The sequence below is a fragment of the Brevibacterium sp. OS20 genome (assembly GCF_056837565.1).
In genome coordinates, this window is record NZ_CM166367.1 from 3,444,250 (window position 1) to 3,464,618 (window position 20,369).

Consider the following 20,369-nt stretch of genomic DNA (forward strand, 5'->3'; position numbering starts at 1 on the left):
GCTCAGTTCCCAGCGTAGACCTCGCACCGGGCGACGGAAATAGGGTATGCGCTCCGGCCAGCCGACCGACCGCCTCGGCGACGGAGGTGACAACTGGTTCAAAGTGCAGGAGAGGAGCCTGAAATCCGGGCACTCACACTTTGAACCAGTTGATTTGCCGGCACCTGGTCAGTTGGAGCGTCCGCCGGCCATCTTCTCGGTGACGTCGAAGCGTTCGCGGTAGCGGCCGGTGAGCAGGCACCACTGCGAGTACAGCGCGGTCGAGGAATTGAATACGAGCAGCGTGAGCGGATAGAGCAGCCACTGCAGCCACATCGTCACGCGGCGTTCGCGCGGGACGTGGATCGGCCGAGGGGGCAGCAGCGCGTTGAACACGATGATGGAGACGATGAGTCCGATCATGCCGATCTGCTGAATGATGCCCACGGTCATCGGCATGCGCTCGACCAACGAGGATGCCTGCCCCGTCTGCGTGGCCACGACGAAGGGGATCCACCCGCCGATGGCGATGATGATCGAGATCGAGGCGAGACTGACGTGCCCTTCGAGCAGGGAGAAGAACCGGAGCACTCCCGGCCAGAACGGTACGCGGGCTCCTGGGGCGAAGACGCGCACTCCGACATAGGGCACGTCGGAGGCACCGTACGACCAGCGGCTGAGCTGTTTGAACTGGGCGACCATCGTGGCCTTGAACGTTCCTGCCTGCACAGCGTCCTGGAAGATCGGGACGTGGATGGGTACGACCCGGTAGTCCCCGTCGAAGTGGAACCAGCTGCGCCAGTACTGGTGACCGTCCTCGACGATGGTCCGCTTCGACCAGAAGCCCATGTCGACCAGAGCGGTCAGCGGCTGCGCGTGGGAGGCGAAGTTGCGCAGTGCGAGCCTGCGGACAGTGGTCGTGAGATTCCAGAAGCAGTTCGCGCTGGCGACTACTCGCGATGGTGCGGGCACGTCCCAGATGTTCGTGATGTAGAGACTGATCGGCTGGAACGACAGACGCTCCCGGTCCGGCGCGGTCGCATATTCGTAGGCGACACAGTCGAAGTAGGACTCGTGCGGGATGTTGTCGCAGTCGAGGCTCGTGACGATCACCAGGCGTGGGTCGATGGCCTCGTCACGGACCCATTCGGCCAGGTGGTATCCGGCGTACGTGATGTTCGCTCCCTTGCCGGCGATCTCGTCGGGCAATCCGGCCGGATGTTCGACGAGGACGAAGGCCCCGAAGCGGTGGCCGTACTCGGCTTCGAGCTGCCGAGCTGTCTCGGCCATTGCGGGGCCGCCGCGTTCCTCATGAGCGAAGAAGACGAGGAGCTGTTCGGGCTTCGTCGAGGTGTGCAGCAGGGTGCGGATGGTGTCGGCGATGACTGGGTAGGGCTCGTTGTACGCGGCCACGACGACCGCGTGGCGCAGGGTCGATGGACGCATGATCGAGGTCGGATCGGCGCTGACTTTCGCGACGAGGGCGGCGTGGTCGGCAGCACGGAATCCACCCCGAGGATGCGCCAGGGAAGGGCGACCGTCCAGGGCCCGCTCGAGGTCGGTCAGGCGTGCCGCCCAGTCGACGCGAGCGCTGCGTCGGTAGCGAAGGAACCCGCGGGCGACGTCGATCGCCCCGAGCATCGCCCGGACGAACATCAGCCCGACGATCGAGAGCACATAGACCGCTCCGAGCATCGCGTCGACGAACGGGAGGACGAACACGAGCCCGACCGCGGTGAAGCTGATCGCCGCCGGCAGGGCTTCGAAGAATCGGTACAGCCGGGTACGCGGGCCCATCGGCAGCTCGAGGCCGGAGGGCGGTGGTGCCGTCGGCTCGAACGAGAAGGCTCCCCTGCCGGAGCTCCGAGGACCGGGTGGTGACGGCCGGAGCGGTTGAGGAAGTGGGTGGCCGGAGGTTGGCGATTCGACGGAGGTGACTGGTTCGCGGTTCGCTCTCACTCTCTCGATCCTGGGTGCCCCGGCTGGACAGCTGTTTGTCGGCAGATGCAGGTCAGGTGAATATTTCGTGCCGACGACCGGGGCTCCAGCATGTGCTGTGAATGGTCGTTGGCCAGGAGAATGATCGGCACTCGGGGGTAGAGTCGCTTCATGACATTTGCAGTCCGCCCCGCAGTCATTGCCGACGTCGCCGGAATGGCGCGCGTCCACGTCGACACCTGGAGTGAGACCTACCGCGGGATCATGCCCGACGAACTCCTCGATGCTCCGGACCTCGTCGATCGACGCGGACAGATGTGGACGCAGATCCTCGACGAGGCTGCTCCGTCGAAGTACACCTGCGCCGTCGCCGAATCCGATGGCCGGATCGTCGGCATTGCAATGTGCGGACCGCCGGAAACCGACGGAAGCGTCGAAGACCGGCATCTCTACGTTCTCTACGCCTATCGAGCCATGCACGGCACGGGCGTCGGCCAGGATCTCTTCGACGCCGTCGTCGATCCGTCCGTGACGACGGCGCTATGGGTGGCGGATCCGAATCCCCGCGCGCAGGCGTTCTATTCGAAGAACGGGTTCGTCCCCGACGGCACGGTCAAGACCGACGAGTACGACGGGGTGCGCGAGGTGCGGATGGTGCGGCAGGCCAGGGGCGACTGACGCCCAATCAGGTCCAGAGGACCTTGTCCTGTGCGCCCAGTGTCCCACCGGCACCGAGGTGACCGAGCATGAGTGCCCCATCCAATGGTCCGCCTGCGGGCTCGACGATGGTGATGGTCGGATCCAGTCGTGCGGCTTCGGCGCGGAATCCCTCGACGAGGTGATCGCCGGCGGCCGCGACTCCCCCGGTGAGAGCGATGCGGGTCGCGGAGTTGGAAGTGGGAAAGGCCTCGGTGGCTACCGTTGACGAGTCAGTGTCAGTTCGCACGGAACGAGCTGCGGCGAGCGCGCTGCGGGCCGCTTCCTGACCAGCTTCACGGAGCAGGTCGGCAGATGCTGTGTCGCCGGCCCGGGCACAATCAGCGACGTCAACGGCGATTTCGGCGAGGAGTCCGGCCCGGTCGCTGCGGGTATAGAACTGTGCCGGCCACGAGGCGGGTGGGCCGAAGCGTCGGGTGGCTGCCTCGAGCAAAGCACGGCCGTGTTCGTCGATTCCGTCTTGAGTGCGCAAAGCGAGTTCGAGACCATGACGTCCCAGCCACGCTCCTCCCCCGCGATCGCCGAAGAGGTGTCCCCAGCCATCGGCTCGTGACCAGTCTGCTGTCCATTTGCCGTCAGCGTCCGGACCCGGATGGGCGATGGCGATCGCCCCGGTGCCGAGCACACTGATCGCCCCACCGGCCCCACCGAGAGCACCGAGGTGGGCGGTCACGGCATCGATCGCGGCGACTGCGGGCACCCCGACCTCGCCGGAGATCTCGGCGAGAACGTCGGACGGATCCTCAGCGAGGGAGGCGATGCCGGTCGCACCGATTCCGATGCTGCTGACCTCGGGGAAACGTTCGGGCCAGGTCTCCGCGGCCGTTCTCACTAGTTCGCGGACGACGTGAAGGACGTTGCTGCCGCTCGGCCCGATCTCGATCCGCGGGCCGGTGAGTTGGTCGATGATGCGTGGGACGAAGCCCCCGCCGTCAGCGATGCCCGGTCTGCTAACGGCATTGCCACGATGGTCAGTTGCATCGCCAACGTCACCGAGCGCGGCTCGGCTGCCGGTGCCGCCGATGTCGATGCCGAGGATCAGGGTCATGCGCCCACGGTACCCGGGCCGGAACCTTCCGAGTCCGTACCGTCGTCCGAGCCGACCGGTTTCTTCGTCCCGACAAGCTCGGCGATCGCGGCCCTGACCGAACCGTCATGGGCCTCCAGGGTCGACCCGGCCAGGGCGGGGGCCGCCTCGGTGAAGGAGACGACGATAGCGGTCTTGAGATCGCCATCGCAGCTCTCGAGCAGAGCCCGCGCGTCGGCGTCTCCCAGGTCAGCGGCCTCGCGGAGGATGCGCACAGTGCGCTCGCGCAGCTTCGCGTTCGTCGCGACGACGGAGACCATGAGGTTGTCCCAGGTCCGGCCGAGAGCGACCATGAGCGCGGTCGAGAACCCGTTGAGGGTGAGCTTCTGGGCGGTGCCGGCCTTGAGCCTAGTCGATCCGGTGATCACTTCGGGGCCGGTGTCGAGCACGATGTGGTCATCGGCTTTCTCCGCCAGAGAGGCGTACGGGTTGTTCGAGATGAGCACAGCGTGGGCGCCGTTGGCCCGCGCCGCGTCGAGCGCCCCGCCGACGTACGGGGTCGACCCGCTCGCGGCGATGCCGATGGCCACATCGTCGGGTCCGAGCTCGGCACCGGCCGCGGTTCCGTCGGCCCCGGAGTCCTCGGCGTTCTCCACCGCATTGACCAATGCCGCCTGACCACCGGCGATATGCCCGATGACCCGGCCCGGTTCGAGGTTGAACGTCGGCAGGAGCTCGCTCGCATCGAGGACGCCCAGCCTCCCCGAGGTGCCTGCGCCGAAGTAGTGGACGCGGCCGCCTCGGCGCATGCGGTCAGCGGCAATGTCGACGAGTTCGGCCAGCTGCGGCAGGGCTGCGGCCACCGCGTCGATGACGGCGTGGTCTTCGGCGTTGAGGACCTTGAGCACCCCGAGGGTGTCGAGGTCGTCGAGGCCGGAGCTAGCCGGATTGCGCTGCTCGGTCGGCGACAGCGGCCGGCCGGCCGGCGGTGCCGTTTCAGACGTCGGCGGGTTCGGTTCCGACGTCGGCGAGGTCGGGCGGGCTGAGCCCGGCTGGGAGGAGGTCATGGACGGGGGCTTCCTTCCGCCTCGGCGATGGTGGGCTCTTCGACTGTGGTCTTGTGGCGCAGACCCAGCAGGCCGCCGACGATGAAGGTGACGATGACGCCGAGCAGCGGGTACCACTGCCACGCCACCCACACTTCGCCGGTGACGTACTTCTCCATGACGAAGAAGAACGCGTTGACGGCCACGGCCAGGGCGAAGGCGATGTTCGCGTCGACGGCCCTAGCCCGCTTGTTGACGATGCCGAAGACGAACGCGCCAAGCAGACCGCCGTACGTGATACCGGCGATGCCGAGAGCCAGGATGACGATGTTGCCGGAGTCGGATTCGAAGACCGTGGCCGGCAGGATGAACGCGATCCCCCAGCCGATCGTCGCCCAGCGGCCGACCCTGAATCCCTGTTCGTCGGTCATCGGGGTGCGCTTGAGCTTCGCGTAGACGTCGTTGACCGTCGAGGACGACAGGGCCGACAGCGACGACGACAGCGTCGACATCGCGGCGGCGAGGATGCCGGCCAGCAGCAGTCCGGAGATTCCCGTGGGCAGGCCCTCGATGATGAACAGCGGGAAGATCTCGTCGTCGCGGGTCAGCCCGAGGTCGGCAGGCAGCGCGTGATCGTAGTACGCCCAGAGAGCCAGGCCGACGGCGAGGAAGATCGCGAACTGGACGACCACGACGAATCCGGAGGTGATGAGGGCCTTCTGTGCCTCGAGCTTCGACCGGCACGACAGCAGGCGCTGAACGATGAGCTGATCGGAACCGTGGGAGGCCATCGCGAACACGGCGCCGCCGAGCACCGACGGGATGAACGAGGTGTCCGCAGAGATCGGGTTGCCCTCGAAGACGAAGATGTTCGTCTTTCCGGCCTCGACCGCCTCGGCGAGCCATCCGCCGCCGATCGATGCGGAGATGATGATGATCGCGAGAATCCCGCCGAGGACGTAGAGGATCATCTGCGCGACATCGACCCAGACGACGGCCTTGATGCCGCCGATGAACGTGTACACGATCGTCACAAGCGAGAGGACGACGATGATGACGAAGTAGTTCGTGTGGATGCCGAGCCCGTCGAGGATGACCTTGAGCGGGATGGCCGCGGCGAGCACGCGGATGCCGTCGGCGAGCAGTCGGGTGAAGAGGAAGGTCACGCCGGCCGTGGTCTGCGTCGACTGGCCGAAACGTTTGCCCAGGTAGGCGTACGCGGTGATCATCTCACCGTCGTAGTAGCGCGGCAGCATGAAGTAGGCGACGATGACGCGGCCGAGGATGTAGCCGAGTCCGAGCTGCAGGTAGTTGAGGTCGCCGAGGTAGCTCATGACGGGGATGCCGATGACGGTGAGCGCGCTCGTCTCGGTGGCGACGACGGACAGGCAGACGGCCCACCACGGCAGGTCGCGCCCGCCGAGGAAGTAGCCCTTGAGGCTGCTCTGCTTGCCGCTCAGTGCCAGTCCCAGCCACGCCGTTGCGACGAGATAGGCGATGATCACCAGGAGGTCGATGATCTGCATTGGTCTCTCCTTGTTGGGGGTGTGGAGTGTGTCGGTTGATCGGTGGTCAGGAGGTGCGTTCGTTTGTGTGGCCGGGCGGGCGTTGCCGGTGGCGGCCGCGGTTCAGTCGGCCAGTCTCAGTCACTCAGTCTCAGCCGGGTGGGACGTCGGTGGAGGGGTTCGGGCAGACGGAGCGGTCCGTCACCGGGAGTGAATCGACCCGCGATGCGCGGTCCGATCGCCCCGGTCAGACTGGGCTGAGTGCCGTCGAGTCCGTGCCAGCTCAGCCACCCGAGGAGCGCCATGAGCAGCGCTTCCTTGCTGCCTTCCGGCAGCCCGAAGGCCTCATCCGTGCTCGTGAGGACGATGCCCTCGCCCAGTTCCTCGCCGAGGCGGCGCATCAGCTCCGGATTCCTCGTCCCACCTCCCGAGGCGATGACGGTGGTGACGTCGTGACGGCGGGCCGCCTCGGCGATGGTGCGCGCGGTCAGCGCGGTGACCGTGGCGATCTGATCATGCTCGCCGAGGTGGGGGTGGGGTTCGAGGTATGAGTCGAGGTAGGCGGCGTGGAAGAGTTCCTTGCCCGTCGATTTCGGGGCGGGCCGTGCGTAGAAGGGTTCGGTGAGGAGCTCGGTGAGCAGGTCCTCGTCGACGGTGCCGGCTGCTCCGAGCGCGCCGTCGCTGTCGTAGCTCTGCCGACCGTCGGTGATGCGGCGGGCGAGGATGTCGATGAGGGCGTTGGCCGGGCCGGTGTCGAAAGCGATGGGATCGTGGCCTGGTTCGATGACGGTGATGTTCGCGATTCCGCCGAGGTTGAGCACCGCGGTCGGCGCCTCGGCGTCGGAGAGCAGGAGGGAGTCGAGCAGCCCGACGAGCGGGGCACCCTGTCCCCCTGCGGCGACATCGCGGGAGCGGACATCGGAGATCACGGGCGCACCGAGTCGTTCTGCGATGAAGGCCGGCTGTCCCAGCTGGAGGGTCGAAGTGACCTGCCCGTCGGTGATGTCGTGGCGGACGGTCTGTCCGTGGGAGACGACGAGGTCAGGGGTCAGGTCGTGGTCGGCGCAGAGTTCGGACAGGGCGTCGGCGCAGAATCGGCCGAGCCGGGCGTCGACGCTGCTGACCAGTGACAACGGCAGATCTGCCGGTTCGAGAAGGCGAAGGATGTCGGCGGAGAGCCGGTCATCGAACGGGGTTTCGCGTTCGGCGAGGATCCGCACGGTCAGGGTGGTGGGGTCGGCGCCGACGAGGTCGAAGCTGGGGGTGGGTTCCGTGTCGCTGATGGGGTCGGGTCGGAACTCGGCGATGACGAGGTCGAGACCGTCGGCGGAGGTTCCGGTCATGAGTCCGGCGATGATCATGGCTGCACTCCCCCAGTGTGGTCGGTGACGGTGGAGGGAGCGGTGCCGGTGGGGGCGGCCTCGGATGCGGCCGGAGCGGGGACGGTGAGTTCGGTGCGGACCTTGTAACGGTCGCCTCGGTAGACGGAGCGGACGAACTCGAAGGGGCAGTCATCGGCACCGCGGGATATGCGTTCGAACAGCAGGGCGGGTGAGAGTTCTTCGACGCCGAGGTGTTGAGCTTCGCCGGCGTCGAGGAGGGTGGGCTCGATCGTCTGCACACTGTGGTTGAGGCGGATGCCGAAGTTCCGGCGCAGCAGATCGTAGAAGGACTGGTCCTCGAGGTCACCTGGACTCAGCCCCGGGACGAGAGCCGAGGGGACGTGGAGTTCTTCGAGAGCGATCGGTTCGTCATCGGCCAGGCGCAGACGCAGGATCGCGATGACGTCGTCGTCTTCGGCAATATGGAGTCGACGAGCGATGTGCGCGCCCGCCTCGGCGACGTCGAAGCTGAGGATATGAGACCCGGGACGCATTCCGCGGGCGAGCATATCCTCGGTGAAGGAGCTCGCGGCCAGCGGTTGGTCGAGTTTCGGCCCGAGTGCGAAGACACCCGTGCCGTGCCGCCTGCGGACCATGCCCTTGGCGACGAGTTCGTCGATGGCGCGGCGCAGGGTCATCCGCGAGATGCCGAGCGTCTCGGCGAGCTGCCGTTCCGGAGGGAACTGCTCACCGGCGGCCATGTCCTCGAGACGGTCGAGGAGCTGGTCACGGATGGCATGGAATTTCGTCACACCACCATTGAGGCACAGGACACACTGCGAAATCAAGACCACTGGTCTATTTTGTGATGGCTGGACCCTCGGTCGGCGTTTCACTCGTGCCGTCGATCAAGCGCTCGCTCACTTTCAAGCGCTCCCTTCCCTCGATCAAGCGGGGCCGCGAATATGGCGTCGTCGACCACGACATATCTGCGCCCCGGCTTGAACGGCGGAGACCGGGCGGGCGGTCAGAGGCCGGGCAGGCGGAGGCCGGGCGGGCTGAGACCGGGCGAGCGGAGACCCGTCAGACGAAGAGCAGTGAGAGCAGGAAGGCGAAGATCAGCCCGAAGACGCTGACCAGGGTCTGGACCATCATGTGAGTCTTCGTCGCCTGACCGATCGTCATGCCGAAGCTCTCCTTGACGAACCAGAATCCCGCATGGTTGACCCAGTTCAGACCGATCGATCCCGAGCCGATCGCAATGACGACCAGAGACACGTATGCCCCCGAGTGATCACCGATGAGAGGGGCGACGATGCCGGTGGCCGAGGTGATTCCGACGGTCGCCGATCCGGTGGCGAACGACAGCAGGATGCCGATGAACCAGCCGAGCAGGATGAGGTTCATCTCCAGATGAGAGGTCGCGCCGACGACGGCGTCGCCGATGCCCGAGTCCTTGAGCACCTCGTTGAAGGCACCACCGCCGCCGATGATGAGGATGACTCCGGCAATCGACTTGAGGCTGTCGCCGAAGGAACTGCGGATCCGCTCACCGCCCATTCCCGAGGTCCATCCGAGTGCGATGGCGGCGAAGACGACTCCGGCCAGCATGGCGATGATCGGGTTGCCGATCACCTCGGCGATGGGTTCGAACGAGGACTCCGGCGCCACGAGCTGAACGACGGTGTGCACGAGCATGAGCACGACGGGGACGAGGACGGTGACGAAGGCGAGCCAGACCGGAATCGTTCGCAGTTCCTTCTGGTCCACCTCGGCGCGGGCTCCGGTGTACTGGTCGATGAGGTCAGCGGTCGGTTCGAGTTTGACCCGTGGGGCGATCCAGCGGGCGTAGACCGGGCCGGCGAGGATGACAGTGGGAATCGCACAGACCAGGCCGAGGCCGATGGTCATTCCGACGTTCGCGTCGAGTCCGGACACGGCGATGAGCGGACCCGGATGGGGCGGAACCATGCCGTGGAGGCAGGCGAGCGCGGCGATCGCGGGAACGAGGATGCGCAGGTACCACAGCTTCTTCTGCCCGGTCTTCTTCTCCAGCTGCGAGGCGACCGCGTAGATGACCGGGATGAGGACGACGAGGCCGACCTCGAAGAACATCGGGATGCCGATGATGAAGGCGACACCCGTCATGATCCACGGAGCGGCCTTCGGCGAGGAGTGCTCGATGACGAGGTTCGCGATCCGTTGGATGGCGCCGCTGTCGGCCAGAAGCCGTCCGAGCATCGCTCCGAGGGCGACGACGACACCGGTCTCGCCGAGGGTATCGCCGGCTCCGGCGGCGATCGTCTCCGGAATCTTGGCGATCTCCTCACCGGCGGCCAGTGCCGTCACGGCGGAGGTGATGAGGAGAGCGAGGAACGGATGCAGCTTCGTCTTCCAGTTGATGAGGAGGATGAGAAGCGCGATCGACGCGAAGAGAAGCGTCACGAGGTATGCGGTTGAGCCAATCACTGGGGCAACGTTACGCCCCTGCCTGCTGGATCCGGGAACGAGGGGTTCGCACGCGAGGGGTTCACGTGGGAGGGAGAAGTCCCTAGCATGAAGCCATGACTGCATATACCGGACAGAAGCTGCTCGACGCACTCGACTCCCAAGGGCTCGGCGACTGGCAGGGGCTGCCGGACTGCATCGGCGCCCGGTTCCTCACCGGCGACTTCGCCACCGGGCTCGATCTCGTGGCCGAGATCGGGTCCCTCGCCGAGGCGGCCGGCCACCATCCCGATGTCACGCTCACTTTCCCCCACGTCGACATCCGCCTGACCAGCCACGACACCGGTGCCGTGACCGAACGCGACCTCAACCTCGCGGGACAGATCAGCGAGGCGGCCGCCTCGGCGGGGGTGAAGGCGGACCCGACCATCCCGGCACTGCTCGAGCTCGGCCTCGATACCGCAAATCAGGACGCCATCGCTCCGTTCTGGGCGGCGCTCCTGACCGGGGATGCGAGCAACGTCTCCGGACCCGATGTCGTCGATCCTGCCGGACAGATGCCGCTGCTGTGGTTCCAGGACTGCGAAGAACACGAGGTTCCGCACCAGCGTCTGCATGTCGACGTCTCCGTGCCGGCGGCGGTCGCGCCGGAGCGGATCAGGGCCGCGGTCGACGCCGGAGGCACGATCGTCGACGAGTCTCAGGCGCCGTCATTCACCGTCCTCGCCGACGCCGACGGCAATCGCGCCTGCGTGTGCACGCTGGCCGCTCGCCCGTAGGCTGGGATACGACCTCTTCCACCCAGTTCAGGGAGTCCGTGTGTACCTAGCCGCCGAGAACCGCTACAACTCGATGACCTTTCGCCCCGTCGGTCGATCCGGGCTCGTCCTGCCTGCGTTGTCACTGGGGCTGTGGCACAACTTCGGCGACGATGTCGCCTTCCAGAACCAGCGCGATATCGTCCGTCGCGCCTTCGACATGGGCATCACGCACTTCGACCTGGCGAACAACTACGGTCCTCCCCCGGGCTCGGCGGAGACGAATTTCGGCCGGTTGCTGCGCGAAGACCTCCGCCCCTACCGCGATGAGCTCATCATCTCGACGAAGGCCGGTTGGAACATGCATCCCGGCCCATATGGAGGTCCCGGCGGCAGCCGCAAATACCTTCTGGCCAGCCTCGATGCGTCACTGCGCCGACTCGGCCTCGACTATGTCGACATCTTCTACTCCCATCGTCCCGATGCTTCGACGCCTCTCGAGGAGACCATCGGCGCACTCGACACCGCCGTGCGCTCCGGTCGCGCGCTCTACGCCGGGATCTCCTCATACTCCGCCGCCGATACGGCCCGGGCCTCGCAGATCGCCCGCGATCTCGGCACTCCCCTGCTCATCCACCAGCCTTCGTACTCGATGATCAACCGGTGGATCGAAGATGATGAGCTCCTCGACACAACCGCTGACGAAGGGCTCGGTGTCATCTGCTTCTCCCCGCTGGCGCAGGGCCTGCTCACGGACAAGTACCTCGACGGAGTGCCCGAAGATTCGCGAGCGGGCAAGGCGAAGCCATCGTTCAAGGACGGGTTCCTAAGCGCCGACAACCTCGCCCGGATCCGCGGGCTCAACGACATCGCGGCCGCTCGCGGTCAGTCGTTGGCACAGCTCGCCCTGTCCTGGGCACTGCGGGATGGCCGAGTGTCCTCGCTGGTCATCGGGGCCAGCCGTGTCGAACAGCTCGAGCACAATGTCGCGGCTCTCGACGCGGCACCGTTGAGCGACGAAGAGCTCACGGCAATCGACGAATTCGCCATCGATTCCGGTGTCGATATCTGGGGAGACGCGCGACGCAGCACTGCCGAGTGAAGTCAGCGGCCCTCCGCAAGGCTCAAGTGTCGCAGTCTCACATCGCCTGCGCCGCCTCGAGCAGCCACCCGATCCGGTCGCTCCAAGCGGGCCGGAAAGCGTAGACGCAGGCGAGCCGAATGAGGGTGGCCCTCTCGTACACGCTCACCCTGGCGGGGTCGAACCCTCCCGCCGACGCGACCCGGGCGATCTCATCGATGACCACGGCCGCCTCGGCGGGGGTCCACAGACCCTGCTCGGTGCGCCACCGGGCATGCGCGCGGAGGTTTCCGAGGTCGAGCGCCCGTTCACCCCGGCACGCCGTATCCACGTCGAGCAGCCCCGGTCCGGAGATCGGATCCCACATGATCTGTTTGTCGTGTAGGTCCCGGTGGATGAGCCCGATCGATCCGTCCCTCGCCGAGGCGGTCTCGTCGTCGAGTTCGGCCGTGACCTCTGTGATGAGTTCGTCCACGTCGGCGAGCAGAGTCTCCCCTCGCGCAGTCCGCGTGGTCTCCAGCAGAGGACGGGCGCGCTCACGCCATAAGTGGAGCACTTCGACCTCGTCCGCAGCCCCATGAAACGGCATCGCGGTCGACAGTTTCGGCGCAGCCGCTGGCACGGTATTGGTCGGATGTGCCTTTGCCTGAGCCCAGGCGTCGAGGGACTCGGCCCAGGCACGTGACCACTCCTCGCCGAGCTCGGCTGGATCGTGGAGTTCGACCCCGGGCACCACGCTGAGCACAACGGTCGAAGAATCCGAACTGAGCACCTGCGGGAGGGCGAAACCGGGAAGGAACCCAACCGCTCGGCACTGTCCCGCGATGACGTCGGAGGCCTTTCCGTCGCGCACGCATTTGGCGAAGCTGCCGTCGCGCAGGCGGACGACGGCGCGTCTGCCCGGCCGATGGGAGACCAACCGGCCTCCGTCCTCGAGCAGCCCGGCGAGACCCGGCAGCTTCGGGTCACGGTCAGCGTCGAGGACCGTCACGCCGCGTTCGTCGAGATAGCCGACCCGGGTCCCCTGGCCAGGAAGAGAAGCCTCCCACGCGATTCGACTGTCTCCTGCGGGCCAGGCTCGACGCACGTTCCAGTCCTGTCCGCCGGTCGTGACTGCGTCAGGGATGTGCAGGGCCGCGCCCCACTTCGTCGCAGACTGTTTCGTCACGGTCTGCTTCGTCGCGATCTGCGTCGCCGCGGTCTGCTTCGTCACGGCTTGTTTCGTCACGGTCTGCTTCGTCCCGGTCATGGTGCGACCTCCGTCGTCGGGGCGTTCCCTTCCAGAGCGGTGCGCGCGAGGTCGATGATCCGCATCGTCTCGTCCCTCCAGGTCTCGGAGCAGCTGCGCCAGGGTTCGAGCGCGGCCACCAGGATCGCCCACGCCGTCCATGCGCCCAGGTCGGTCTCCTCGCCGCCGGCGGAACGGTAGCCGTCGATGAAGGGGTGCTCGAGCTCGTGCAACCGGGAATCGACGCGGCAGGCCGCGATCCATCGCCCCAGATCCATCCCGATCGGCCCGTACCCGGACCGGTCGAGGTCGATGATCCGGCACTCGGAATTCGCCAGAAGCACCTGGTCGGGGCTGAGGTCCCCGTGGATCTCCCGCAGTTCCCGCTTCGGCCCGAGGCCTCGATTCGGTCCGAGTCGTCGGCTCAGTTCGGAGAGCAGTCCGACGATGTCAGTCTCTCGTTCCGGGAGCAGACGAACCAGCGACCGGCTGGTGGTCTCGAGTTGGTCGAGCGGAGAGTCGAGCGCGCGTCCGTCCTCCCCCGCCGAAGCGCCAACTTTGTCTGCCTGCACGCCCGCGGATTCTCCCGGATCGCCTTCGTCGTCCGGCAGTGCACGTGTATCAGACACACCGCCTCTGTGCAGTTCGGCGATGATCACGCCGACTTCCTCGGCGACATTCGGATCCGGTCGATCGCTCAGGTCACCGGTCCCCCACCACGGCGAACGTGTGGCGGTGTCACGTCCGCCGACGAACTCGACCGGCAGGCTGGGAAGCTCCGCTCGCTGCCAACGGTCGGCTGCCTCGGCGAGGTGGATCTGGGAGTCGGCGGCGATCCGCACGAATTCCGGCGCCCCATCGGCCGGGGTGTGCTTGAGCAGCAGCCGCCTGGCGGGGTTGTATCCGATGATCCGCAGATCCCCGCCGAGGTGGTCGAGTGTCCGTGCGACATGCTTGCCGATCCTGGGGTCGGCCAGCACTCCGCCGGTGACCAGCACGGCACCGGTCGCACCCGCCGAACGCGGGTCGGCAGCCTCGTGGACGACCAGCTCCTGCCCGTGCCGAGCGGCCCGCCGCCGAGCATTGGCGAGCTTGTCCGGGCTCGTCAAAACCGCGGTGAATCCCCAACCATCGAATTCGCCGAGGCGGCTGGGCTCCTCTCGCTGCCATGCGACGATGGCGCTCTTCCCCGGTTTGACACGGACACGGCGAGGACGAACCGCGAAGCCGAGGCGTCGGGAGAGCTCGTCTGCCGATCGCAGTTCGTCGATATAGGGCAACAGGGCGAATCTCGTGTCCACGAAGTCGTTCACCGGGTCGGAAATCGATGCGGTCATGATGAGGCTCCTGCATAGGTGGGGGCGCTGCCGACGGTGGGCGGTTCGGACGGACGTGGTCCCGCGACCGTGGACGGCTCCGCCCCCATCGTTCGCCCCGGCACGCTGTCGGCTTCGTCGGCCTGCGAACGGATCCACCGGGAGAAGCGCGAGTCCGCAGCCGCAGCCAGCTCGCTCGGTGTTCCGTCCTCGACGACCCGACCGTCCTCGAGCCACACCACACGGTCGAGTCCGCGGATCATCGCCACGTCGTGGCTGATGACGATGCTCGTCCGGCCCGTCGTCAGCGCGGACACTGAATCGGCCACCTCGGCGCGAGTCTGCGGATCGAGCCCTGTCGTCGCTTCGTCGAAGACGACGACCGGGGCGTCGCGGACGAGGGCGCGAGCGATGGCCAGCCGCTGCCGCTGCCCACCCGAAAGCGTGTCCCCTCGGTTGCCGAGCTCGGTGTCGTAGCCGTCGGGAAGAGAGCGGATGAACGCATCGGCACGGGCCGCACGGGCGGCGGCGACCACCTCGGCGTCGGTGGCATCGAGCCGACCGTAGCGAATGTTCTCGCGCACGCTCGCGGCGAAGAGCACGGACTCCTGGAGAAGGACCGACACGTTCTGCCGCAGGGAGGCGCGAGTGACGTTGTGGGTGTCGTAGCCGTCGAGGTAGATCGACCCGGAGTCCGGCTGCGACAACCGCAGCAGGTAGCTCATCAGGGTCGATTTTCCGGCCCCGGAGGCCCCGAGGATCCCGACCTTCTGTCCAGCCGGAATGAGCAGGTCCAGCTCGTCGAACAGCGGCCTGCCATGCCCATCGGCCGAGGTGATGCGGTTGAAGACGACGTCGCCGCAGACCGGGCCCATGGACACTGAGTCGGGGGCGTCGGCGATCTCGACGGGTTCGTCGAGGAGGTCGGCGATCCTCTCCCCCGAGGCGGCCGCGCGAGCGATCCGGCCGGTGTATTTGGCCATGTCCCGCAGCGGCTTCATCGCGATCTTCAAGTAGAGGAGGAAGAGGACGAGGTCGCCCGGAGACATCGCCCCGCGCAGCACCTGCCACCCGCCGAAGGCGAGAACGAGAGCCTGCGAGATGCCGACGAGAACATCCGTGGAGCGCTCGAGCCCGGCCGCCAGACGGCGTGCCCGCACCCCGGCCCTGAGTGCGCGTTCGTTGCCGTCGGCGAAGTCGCGGGCCACGGTCTTCTCGAGTCCGTAGGCCTGGACGACGCGGATGGCACCGAGCGCCTCGGCGGCGGATCCGACCAGTCGGCCCTCACCCTTGCGCGTGGACCGGGAGGCCTTCGTGATCTTCGGGGTCGCCACCTTCGACAGCAGGCCGTAGACCGCCGCCGTGACGAGCACGATGGCGCTGAGCACGGGGTCGAGGACGACCATGACGACGAGTAGGACGGCGAGCGTGATGACATTGCCGACCAGGGGCAGCCCGGCGGTGACGGCGACTTCCTGCAGCCGTCCGATGTCGCCGACGAGTCGCTGTGAGGTGTCTCCGATCGAGGCCTTCGAGTGGTAGCGCAGCGACAGGGACTGGACGTGATCGAACACCCGTGAGCGCAGCTGGGTGGCGACACGGGCGCCGACGAGAGCGAAGCAGATCGTCGAGGCGTAGTTCGCCGCGGCCCGTCCGCCGACGATGACGGCCAGGCCGATGGCCACGACTGCAAGGGTCGTACCCACTCCGGCGTCGAGGCCGAACGTCGGGGCGATCTGGGCGCCCAGGGCCGCGGTGACGGCGTCGACGGCGATCTTGATCGGCCACGGTTCGAGAATGCGGAAGACGACGTCGGCCAGCAGTGCGGCCATCCCGCCGATGATCAGCCACGTGTGCCGACGCAGGTGCGGGCGGATGATCCGCAGGGTCCGCCGCAGCGCGGACGCCGTGAGCTTCTTGCCGCTCATGAGATCACCGCCGAGGCGGGGCGCCGTCCCGATACGGACGTTTCCTCGCAGATAGGTGCGGCATCGGTTTCTCCGGCAGCTGTGTCGCCGGCGGTTCCCGTCACCGGTGCGAGGATCTGCTGACACCGGCGCATCCAGGAATGGCTGGTCAGGGCCTCTGCGCGGGCGCGTGCTCCCATCCTCGCGCGCAGTTCGCCGTCGTCGATGAGTCTCTGCAGTGCGCGGGCGAGGTCCGCGGGGTCGGCCGGGTCGGTGAGGATCGCGGCTCCGGTTCCTGCGAGCACGCCGGGGATCGAACCGACGCTCGATGCAACGACGGGCAGTCCGGCGGCCAGGTATTCGTAGACCTTCAAAGGGGAGAAGTAGTTCTCCCCTGCCGGGTACGGGGCGACAGCGATATCGAATTCGCGCAGCGCCTCCGGCACGGCTTCGGGTGCCAGAGCACCGTGGAAACGCACACGCCCATCCAACCCGAGCGTACGCACCTGATTCTCCAGCGCCTCGGATTCGGGGCCATGGCCGACGATGTCGACACGGAAGTCCCCGACCAGTCCGGCGCAGGCGGCGATGAGCCGATCCGTGCCGTGCCAGGGTTTGAGCGTGCCGACGAACCCGATCCGCACCGGACCGTGAACACTCGGAGGTCCCCCACCGGGGCGGTCCTCCCGTATCGAGCGACCGCTGGGCGACCCGCATCCTTCCCCGCCGAGGCTGTCGTGATCTGGCCGTGGAGTGATCCGTTCCGTGTTCACTCCGTTCGGGACGACGCTGACGTCGCCGAGGCCGGGATAGTCGGTGCGGACCCAGTCGGCGACGAGTTCGCTCACGCACACGATGCGTGCGGCTCCGGCGAAACTTGCCGCCGTGGCACGGGCGGCGTGTTCGGCGTGGACGAGTCCGCGATGGGTCCGCTGCTCCTCCAGCAGAGGCGCATTGACCTCCATGATCAAAGGCACGTCGAGGCGCTGGCTGATCCGGGCACCGGCCGTGGAGAACAGAGAATACCGTTCGTAGACGAGGTCGAATCCCTGCCCCGAGGCGGCCACCGTGTCCGTGACCAGGTCGGCGAGCATGTCGGAGAGTCGCAACAGTACGATCTCACGCTGGGAGCGGTCAAGACCACGGGGCACCTCGAGGCGGGTGACATCGAGGTCGGCGAGGTCGGAGGGCACGTCGTCATCGGTGCGGGTGCAGAAGACGCTGACCTCATGGCCGAGTGTTCGGAAGGTTCGCACGACCTCCTGGACGTGGACGCTGGCACCTTTCGTGCCGAAGACTCCGATGCCGGGGTCGAGAAGGACATAGGCGATTCTCATGACACTGACTCCATTTCACGGACTGTCGGAACGGCAGGAACTGCCCCAGGCACCGCCGCAGCGTCGGCCAGGCTCGCGAGCTGCCCGGCCTGGACGCCCGAGTCGTGCAGGCGGCACACCCGGTCACGGGCGGCATCGGTGACGGCACGGATACCGGCGGGATCCGTGCGGAGGGCGGCGGCCACCTCGGCGATGGTGGAGGCGATGTTCGCCTCATCGGTACCGTCGACGAGCCACCCGGTCCGGCCATGGTCGATGACCTCTGGCACGGCGGTGACGGCCCCGGCGACGCAGGGAATTCCGGTGGCCATGCCCTCGAGCAGCACGGTGGGCAGGCCGTCGGCGTTGCCGTCGGTGCCGATGACGAACGGGGAGACGAGGATGTCATGGTCGGTGAGCATGTCGCGGACCTCGGCCTGGGTCAGCGCTCCGTGGAAGGTGACGAGGTCGTCGAGTCCGAGTGTGTGGGACCGGGTCCGCAGCTCCTCCTCGAGGGGGCCGGTGCCCACGAGGTCGAGACGGCAGCTCATGCCGTCGGCCCGGAGGCGGGCGAGCGCGTCGAGGAGGTGGGCGAATCCCTTCTTCTCGACGAGGCGGCCGACGGCCAGCAGCGAGGGCACCTCGCCCGTCGCGCCCTGCTTGGGCCGATACGGGAAGCGATCGATCTCGAGGCCGTTGCGCACGACGACGACCCGGTCGGCCAACTCGGGGCCGAGCACCCGCGACAGGTAGCGGCGATTGAAATCGCTGATCGCGATCACGTGGTCGGCGTCCGCGGTCTTGCGGGCCAGATCGGTGAGCACGACATCCTCGTGGAAGATGTCCTTCGCATGCGTGGTGAAGGAGTAGGGAATCCCCGTCAGCGCCGAGGCGGCCCGAGTCACGGTCGTCGACACCGACGCGAAGTGCGCGTGCAGGTGGGTGACCTCGTGGTCGAGGGCCAACCGGGCGAGGGTGAGAGCTTGGATCGCATCATCGTGGCCCAGTTCCATAAGTTCGCCGAGGTGGTCCGACACTGCCGCGGCCACGCGCGGTTCCGCTGCCGCCTCGGCGAAGGACTGCCAGAAGCTGCGGGCGCTCGAGGGCCGGTCGATGTGGATGACCTCGGCGCGGACGCGAGCGAGTTCGGGATGGAAGCGGGTGTCCGTGCTGGGGCGCAGGGAGAAGATGACGAGGTCCTCTCCGGCGGCTTCACGCGCGAGGATCTCGGAGACGATGAAGGTCTCGGAGAACCGCGGGTACATCTTGAGCACGTAGGCGCGGCGGCCGAGATGTCTTTCCGGTCGAGCGGTCGGGGCTGCCGGTGGACGCGGTGCCGGTGTTGAAGGGTTTGGTGTCTGTTCAGACAGCATGGCTGGTCTCCTCCAGGGTGATGGGCAGACGGGCGGACGGTGCTGTGCCGGCGGCTGCAGTCGCCGTCGGCGCTGTTGACGCCGGTGCGGTTGTCGCCGGTGCGGTTGTCGGCGTCGGTGCGGTTGCGGATCCGAATGCCGTTGCCTCGGCGCGGACATCAGCGATGAGTTCGGCTGCCAGGCGGGGAACGGTGGCCAATCCGGTGAGATCGATTTGGGAACGGTCTGCGGGTCGCCCGACCCGGTCGGCGAACCATTCGCTGAGAACATCGGCGTCGAGGCTGTCGATTGTCAGAGCGTCGACCGCTCCGGCAGCAGCGAGGGCGAATGCCCGCCTGGGCTGTTCGGCCCGGTGTCCCTTGCGGGGGACGACGAGCGCGGGGGTATCGGTGGCCATGAGTTCGGCCAGAGTGTTGTACCCGCCCATGCACACGACAGCGTCGGCGGCGGCGACGAGTCCTGGGATGTCGTCGCAGTGACGGATGACTGTGGTGGCCGCACCGGCACGGGCACGCAGTCGTTCGAACTCCTCGGTGTCCATCTGCGGACCGGTGACGACGAGGTGACGGTGGCCATCGGGCGGTTCGGCGTCCACTGCGATCGAGGCGAGGCTGCCGCCGTCGGATCCCCCGCCGAGGCAGGTGAGGACGAAGGGCCGGGTTCTGCCCCCTGCCGTCTCGACGTCTGCCGTCACGACACCCGCAGCCACGGTGCCTGCCGGCAGGACACCACCGTCATCGGGGCGGTCCCGTGACAGGTAGCCGGTGGTCACGGCCTTGGCCGCCAGGGTCGCGGGCACTTCGCCGGTGGACCGGGGATCGTAGACGTCCGGGTCACCGTAGATCCAGACTTCGTCGAAGGATTCGGCCACTCGTGCAGGCCCTCCGACCTTCTCCCATTCGACAGCGATGACGGACGGGGTGTCGAGGACTTCGCGCAGCCCGAGGACCGTACGGCAGCCGTAATCGCGGACCTGGTCGATGGCGTCGGCGAGCTCGCCGCCGATGCCGAAGGGGTGCCGGTCGACGATGAAGAGCTCAGGTCGCTGCTGGTCGAGGATCGCCGAGATCGCCGCCGCTCGCAGTGCCCGCAGGCCCTGCATCGAGGAGGCGAGTGCCCGTGGGACGTAACCGCCGGGGGCGGGGGTGACTCCGGGCAGGATCACCCAGTCCCACCCATCCGGCAGGTCGAATCGCGTGGCCTCAGGACTGCTGGCGATGAGCAGACCGGAGACCTCCCGGCCGGTCAGTGCCGGCAGGTCTCGGGCCAGAGCGAAGGCCAGCGCCCTGTTGCGGCGGATGTGGCCCAGTCCCAGCGAGTCGTGGGAGAACAGTGCGATTCTCAATCGTCGTCTCATACATCTCAGCTTGTCGGCTGTGATTAAGATGAGATTAAGACGCGGATGAGA

16 protein-coding genes are annotated in these 20,369 nt (G+C 67.2%); 3 read left to right on the plus strand and 13 right to left on the minus strand.

Features of this window, described 5'->3' with window-relative positions; all coding sequences use genetic code 11:
- Nucleotides 1-168: 168 nt before the first annotated feature.
- Nucleotides 169-1,776: a glycosyltransferase family protein gene (locus tag ACVZTU_RS15440; RefSeq protein WP_482400772.1), complete on the minus strand. Its 1,608-nt coding sequence runs from the start codon at nt 1,774-1,776 to the stop codon at nt 169-171.
- 312 nt (nt 1,777-2,088) lie between these two features.
- Here ACVZTU_RS15440 and ACVZTU_RS15445 point away from each other — a divergent pair, with 312 nt between their 5' ends.
- The gene (locus ACVZTU_RS15445; RefSeq protein WP_218973623.1) at nt 2,089-2,595 is read left to right on the plus strand and encodes a GNAT family N-acetyltransferase; all 507 of its coding nucleotides are present in this window, start codon (nt 2,089-2,091) and stop codon (nt 2,593-2,595) included.
- 7 nt (nt 2,596-2,602) lie between these two features.
- Here the strand turns inward: ACVZTU_RS15445 and ACVZTU_RS15450 are convergent, their stop codons facing one another.
- From ACVZTU_RS15450 to ACVZTU_RS15475, 6 genes are all read right to left on the minus strand, one after another.
- Nucleotides 2,603-3,682 (minus strand): N-acetylglucosamine kinase, encoded by a 1,080-nt coding sequence (locus tag ACVZTU_RS15450; RefSeq protein ID WP_139468018.1) that lies wholly within the window; start codon nt 3,680-3,682, stop codon nt 2,603-2,605.
- Nucleotides 3,679-4,728 (minus strand): N-acetylmuramic acid 6-phosphate etherase, encoded by a 1,050-nt coding sequence (murQ, locus tag ACVZTU_RS15455; RefSeq protein ID WP_482400773.1) that lies wholly within the window; start codon nt 4,726-4,728, stop codon nt 3,679-3,681. Before murQ ends, ACVZTU_RS15450 begins: the two co-directional genes overlap by 4 nt.
- Nucleotides 4,725-6,233: a sodium:solute symporter gene (locus tag ACVZTU_RS15460; protein WP_139468016.1), complete on the minus strand. Its 1,509-nt coding sequence runs from the start codon at nt 6,231-6,233 to the stop codon at nt 4,725-4,727. The genes murQ and ACVZTU_RS15460 overlap by 4 nt, the downstream gene beginning before the upstream one ends.
- Nucleotides 6,234-6,349: 116 nt before the next feature.
- Nucleotides 6,350-7,573: an anhydro-N-acetylmuramic acid kinase gene (locus ACVZTU_RS15465; RefSeq protein WP_139468015.1), complete on the minus strand. Its 1,224-nt coding sequence runs from the start codon at nt 7,571-7,573 to the stop codon at nt 6,350-6,352.
- On the minus strand, nt 7,570-8,346 hold the full coding sequence (locus ACVZTU_RS15470; protein WP_139468014.1) for a GntR family transcriptional regulator: 777 nt from the start codon (nt 8,344-8,346) through the stop codon (nt 7,570-7,572). Before ACVZTU_RS15470 ends, ACVZTU_RS15465 begins: the two co-directional genes overlap by 4 nt.
- A 271-nt stretch (nt 8,347-8,617) precedes the next feature.
- Entirely contained in the window at nt 8,618-10,003 is a 1,386-nt protein-coding gene (locus ACVZTU_RS15475) for a GntP family permease (RefSeq protein ID WP_229663965.1), read from the minus strand.
- A gap of 95 nt (nt 10,004-10,098) precedes the next feature.
- Here ACVZTU_RS15475 and ACVZTU_RS15480 point away from each other — a divergent pair, with 95 nt between their 5' ends.
- Both ACVZTU_RS15480 and mgrA read left to right on the plus strand, forming a co-directional pair.
- The gene (locus ACVZTU_RS15480; protein WP_139468012.1) at nt 10,099-10,761 is read left to right on the plus strand and encodes a VOC family protein; all 663 of its coding nucleotides are present in this window, start codon (nt 10,099-10,101) and stop codon (nt 10,759-10,761) included.
- A 40-nt stretch (nt 10,762-10,801) separates the two neighbouring features.
- Nucleotides 10,802-11,842, plus strand: a complete 1,041-nt coding sequence (gene mgrA / locus ACVZTU_RS15485; RefSeq protein ID WP_139468011.1) for an L-glyceraldehyde 3-phosphate reductase — start codon at nt 10,802-10,804, stop codon at nt 11,840-11,842.
- 37 nt (nt 11,843-11,879) lie between these two features.
- Here mgrA and ACVZTU_RS15490 read toward each other — a convergent pair whose 3' ends face one another.
- The 6 genes from ACVZTU_RS15490 to ACVZTU_RS15515 are packed head-to-tail and all read right to left on the minus strand — an operon-like array spanning nt 11,880 to nt 20,306.
- Nucleotides 11,880-13,070, minus strand: a complete 1,191-nt coding sequence (locus tag ACVZTU_RS15490; RefSeq protein WP_139468010.1) for a phosphotransferase — start codon at nt 13,068-13,070, stop codon at nt 11,880-11,882.
- Entirely contained in the window at nt 13,067-14,386 is a 1,320-nt protein-coding gene (locus ACVZTU_RS15495; protein ID WP_139468009.1) for a phosphotransferase family protein, read from the minus strand. The genes ACVZTU_RS15490 and ACVZTU_RS15495 overlap by 4 nt, the downstream gene beginning before the upstream one ends.
- Complete coding sequence (locus tag ACVZTU_RS15500) at nt 14,383-16,293, minus strand: ABC transporter ATP-binding protein (protein ID WP_172171644.1); 1,911 nt, start codon at nt 16,291-16,293, stop codon at nt 14,383-14,385. The genes ACVZTU_RS15495 and ACVZTU_RS15500 overlap by 4 nt, the downstream gene beginning before the upstream one ends.
- Nucleotides 16,290-17,609: a glycosyltransferase family 4 protein gene (locus tag ACVZTU_RS15505; RefSeq protein WP_482400774.1), complete on the minus strand. Its 1,320-nt coding sequence runs from the start codon at nt 17,607-17,609 to the stop codon at nt 16,290-16,292. The genes ACVZTU_RS15500 and ACVZTU_RS15505 overlap by 4 nt, the downstream gene beginning before the upstream one ends.
- Nucleotides 17,606-18,961, minus strand: a complete 1,356-nt coding sequence (locus tag ACVZTU_RS15510; RefSeq protein ID WP_482400775.1) for a glycosyltransferase family 4 protein — start codon at nt 18,959-18,961, stop codon at nt 17,606-17,608. The genes ACVZTU_RS15505 and ACVZTU_RS15510 overlap by 4 nt, the downstream gene beginning before the upstream one ends.
- Nucleotides 18,951-20,306 carry a glycosyltransferase family protein gene (locus tag ACVZTU_RS15515; protein WP_482400776.1) on the minus strand — a complete coding sequence of 452 codons (1,356 nt, stop codon included), beginning with the start codon at nt 20,304-20,306 and terminating at the stop codon, nt 18,951-18,953. The genes ACVZTU_RS15510 and ACVZTU_RS15515 overlap by 11 nt, the downstream gene beginning before the upstream one ends.
- Nucleotides 20,307-20,369 lie beyond the last annotated feature (63 nt).

Coding starts and splice junctions, on each gene's coding strand:
- murQ (WP_482400773.1), bottom strand. CDS start 4,728: ATGACCTCCTCCCAGCCGGGCTCAGCCCGCCCGACCTCGCCGACGTCG.
- ACVZTU_RS15490 (WP_139468010.1), bottom strand. CDS start 13,070: ATGACCGGGACGAAGCAGACCGTGACGAAACAAGCCGTGACGAAGCAG.
- ACVZTU_RS15480 (WP_139468012.1), top strand. CDS start 10,099: ATGACTGCATATACCGGACAGAAGCTGCTCGACGCACTCGACTCCCAA.
- ACVZTU_RS15440 (WP_482400772.1), bottom strand. CDS start 1,776: ATGGGCCCGCGTACCCGGCTGTACCGATTCTTCGAAGCCCTGCCGGCG.
- ACVZTU_RS15495 (WP_139468009.1), bottom strand. CDS start 14,386: ATGACCGCATCGATTTCCGACCCGGTGAACGACTTCGTGGACACGAGA.
- ACVZTU_RS15460 (WP_139468016.1), bottom strand. CDS start 6,233: ATGCAGATCATCGACCTCCTGGTGATCATCGCCTATCTCGTCGCAACG.
- ACVZTU_RS15450 (WP_139468018.1), bottom strand. CDS start 3,682: ATGACCCTGATCCTCGGCATCGACATCGGCGGCACCGGCAGCCGAGCC.
- ACVZTU_RS15445 (WP_218973623.1), top strand. CDS start 2,089: ATGACATTTGCAGTCCGCCCCGCAGTCATTGCCGACGTCGCCGGAATG.
- ACVZTU_RS15500 (WP_172171644.1), bottom strand. CDS start 16,293: ATGAGCGGCAAGAAGCTCACGGCGTCCGCGCTGCGGCGGACCCTGCGG.
- ACVZTU_RS15510 (WP_482400775.1), bottom strand. CDS start 18,961: ATGCTGTCTGAACAGACACCAAACCCTTCAACACCGGCACCGCGTCCA.
- ACVZTU_RS15505 (WP_482400774.1), bottom strand. CDS start 17,609: ATGAGAATCGCCTATGTCCTTCTCGACCCCGGCATCGGAGTCTTCGGC.
- ACVZTU_RS15465 (WP_139468015.1), bottom strand. CDS start 7,573: ATGATCATCGCCGGACTCATGACCGGAACCTCCGCCGACGGTCTCGAC.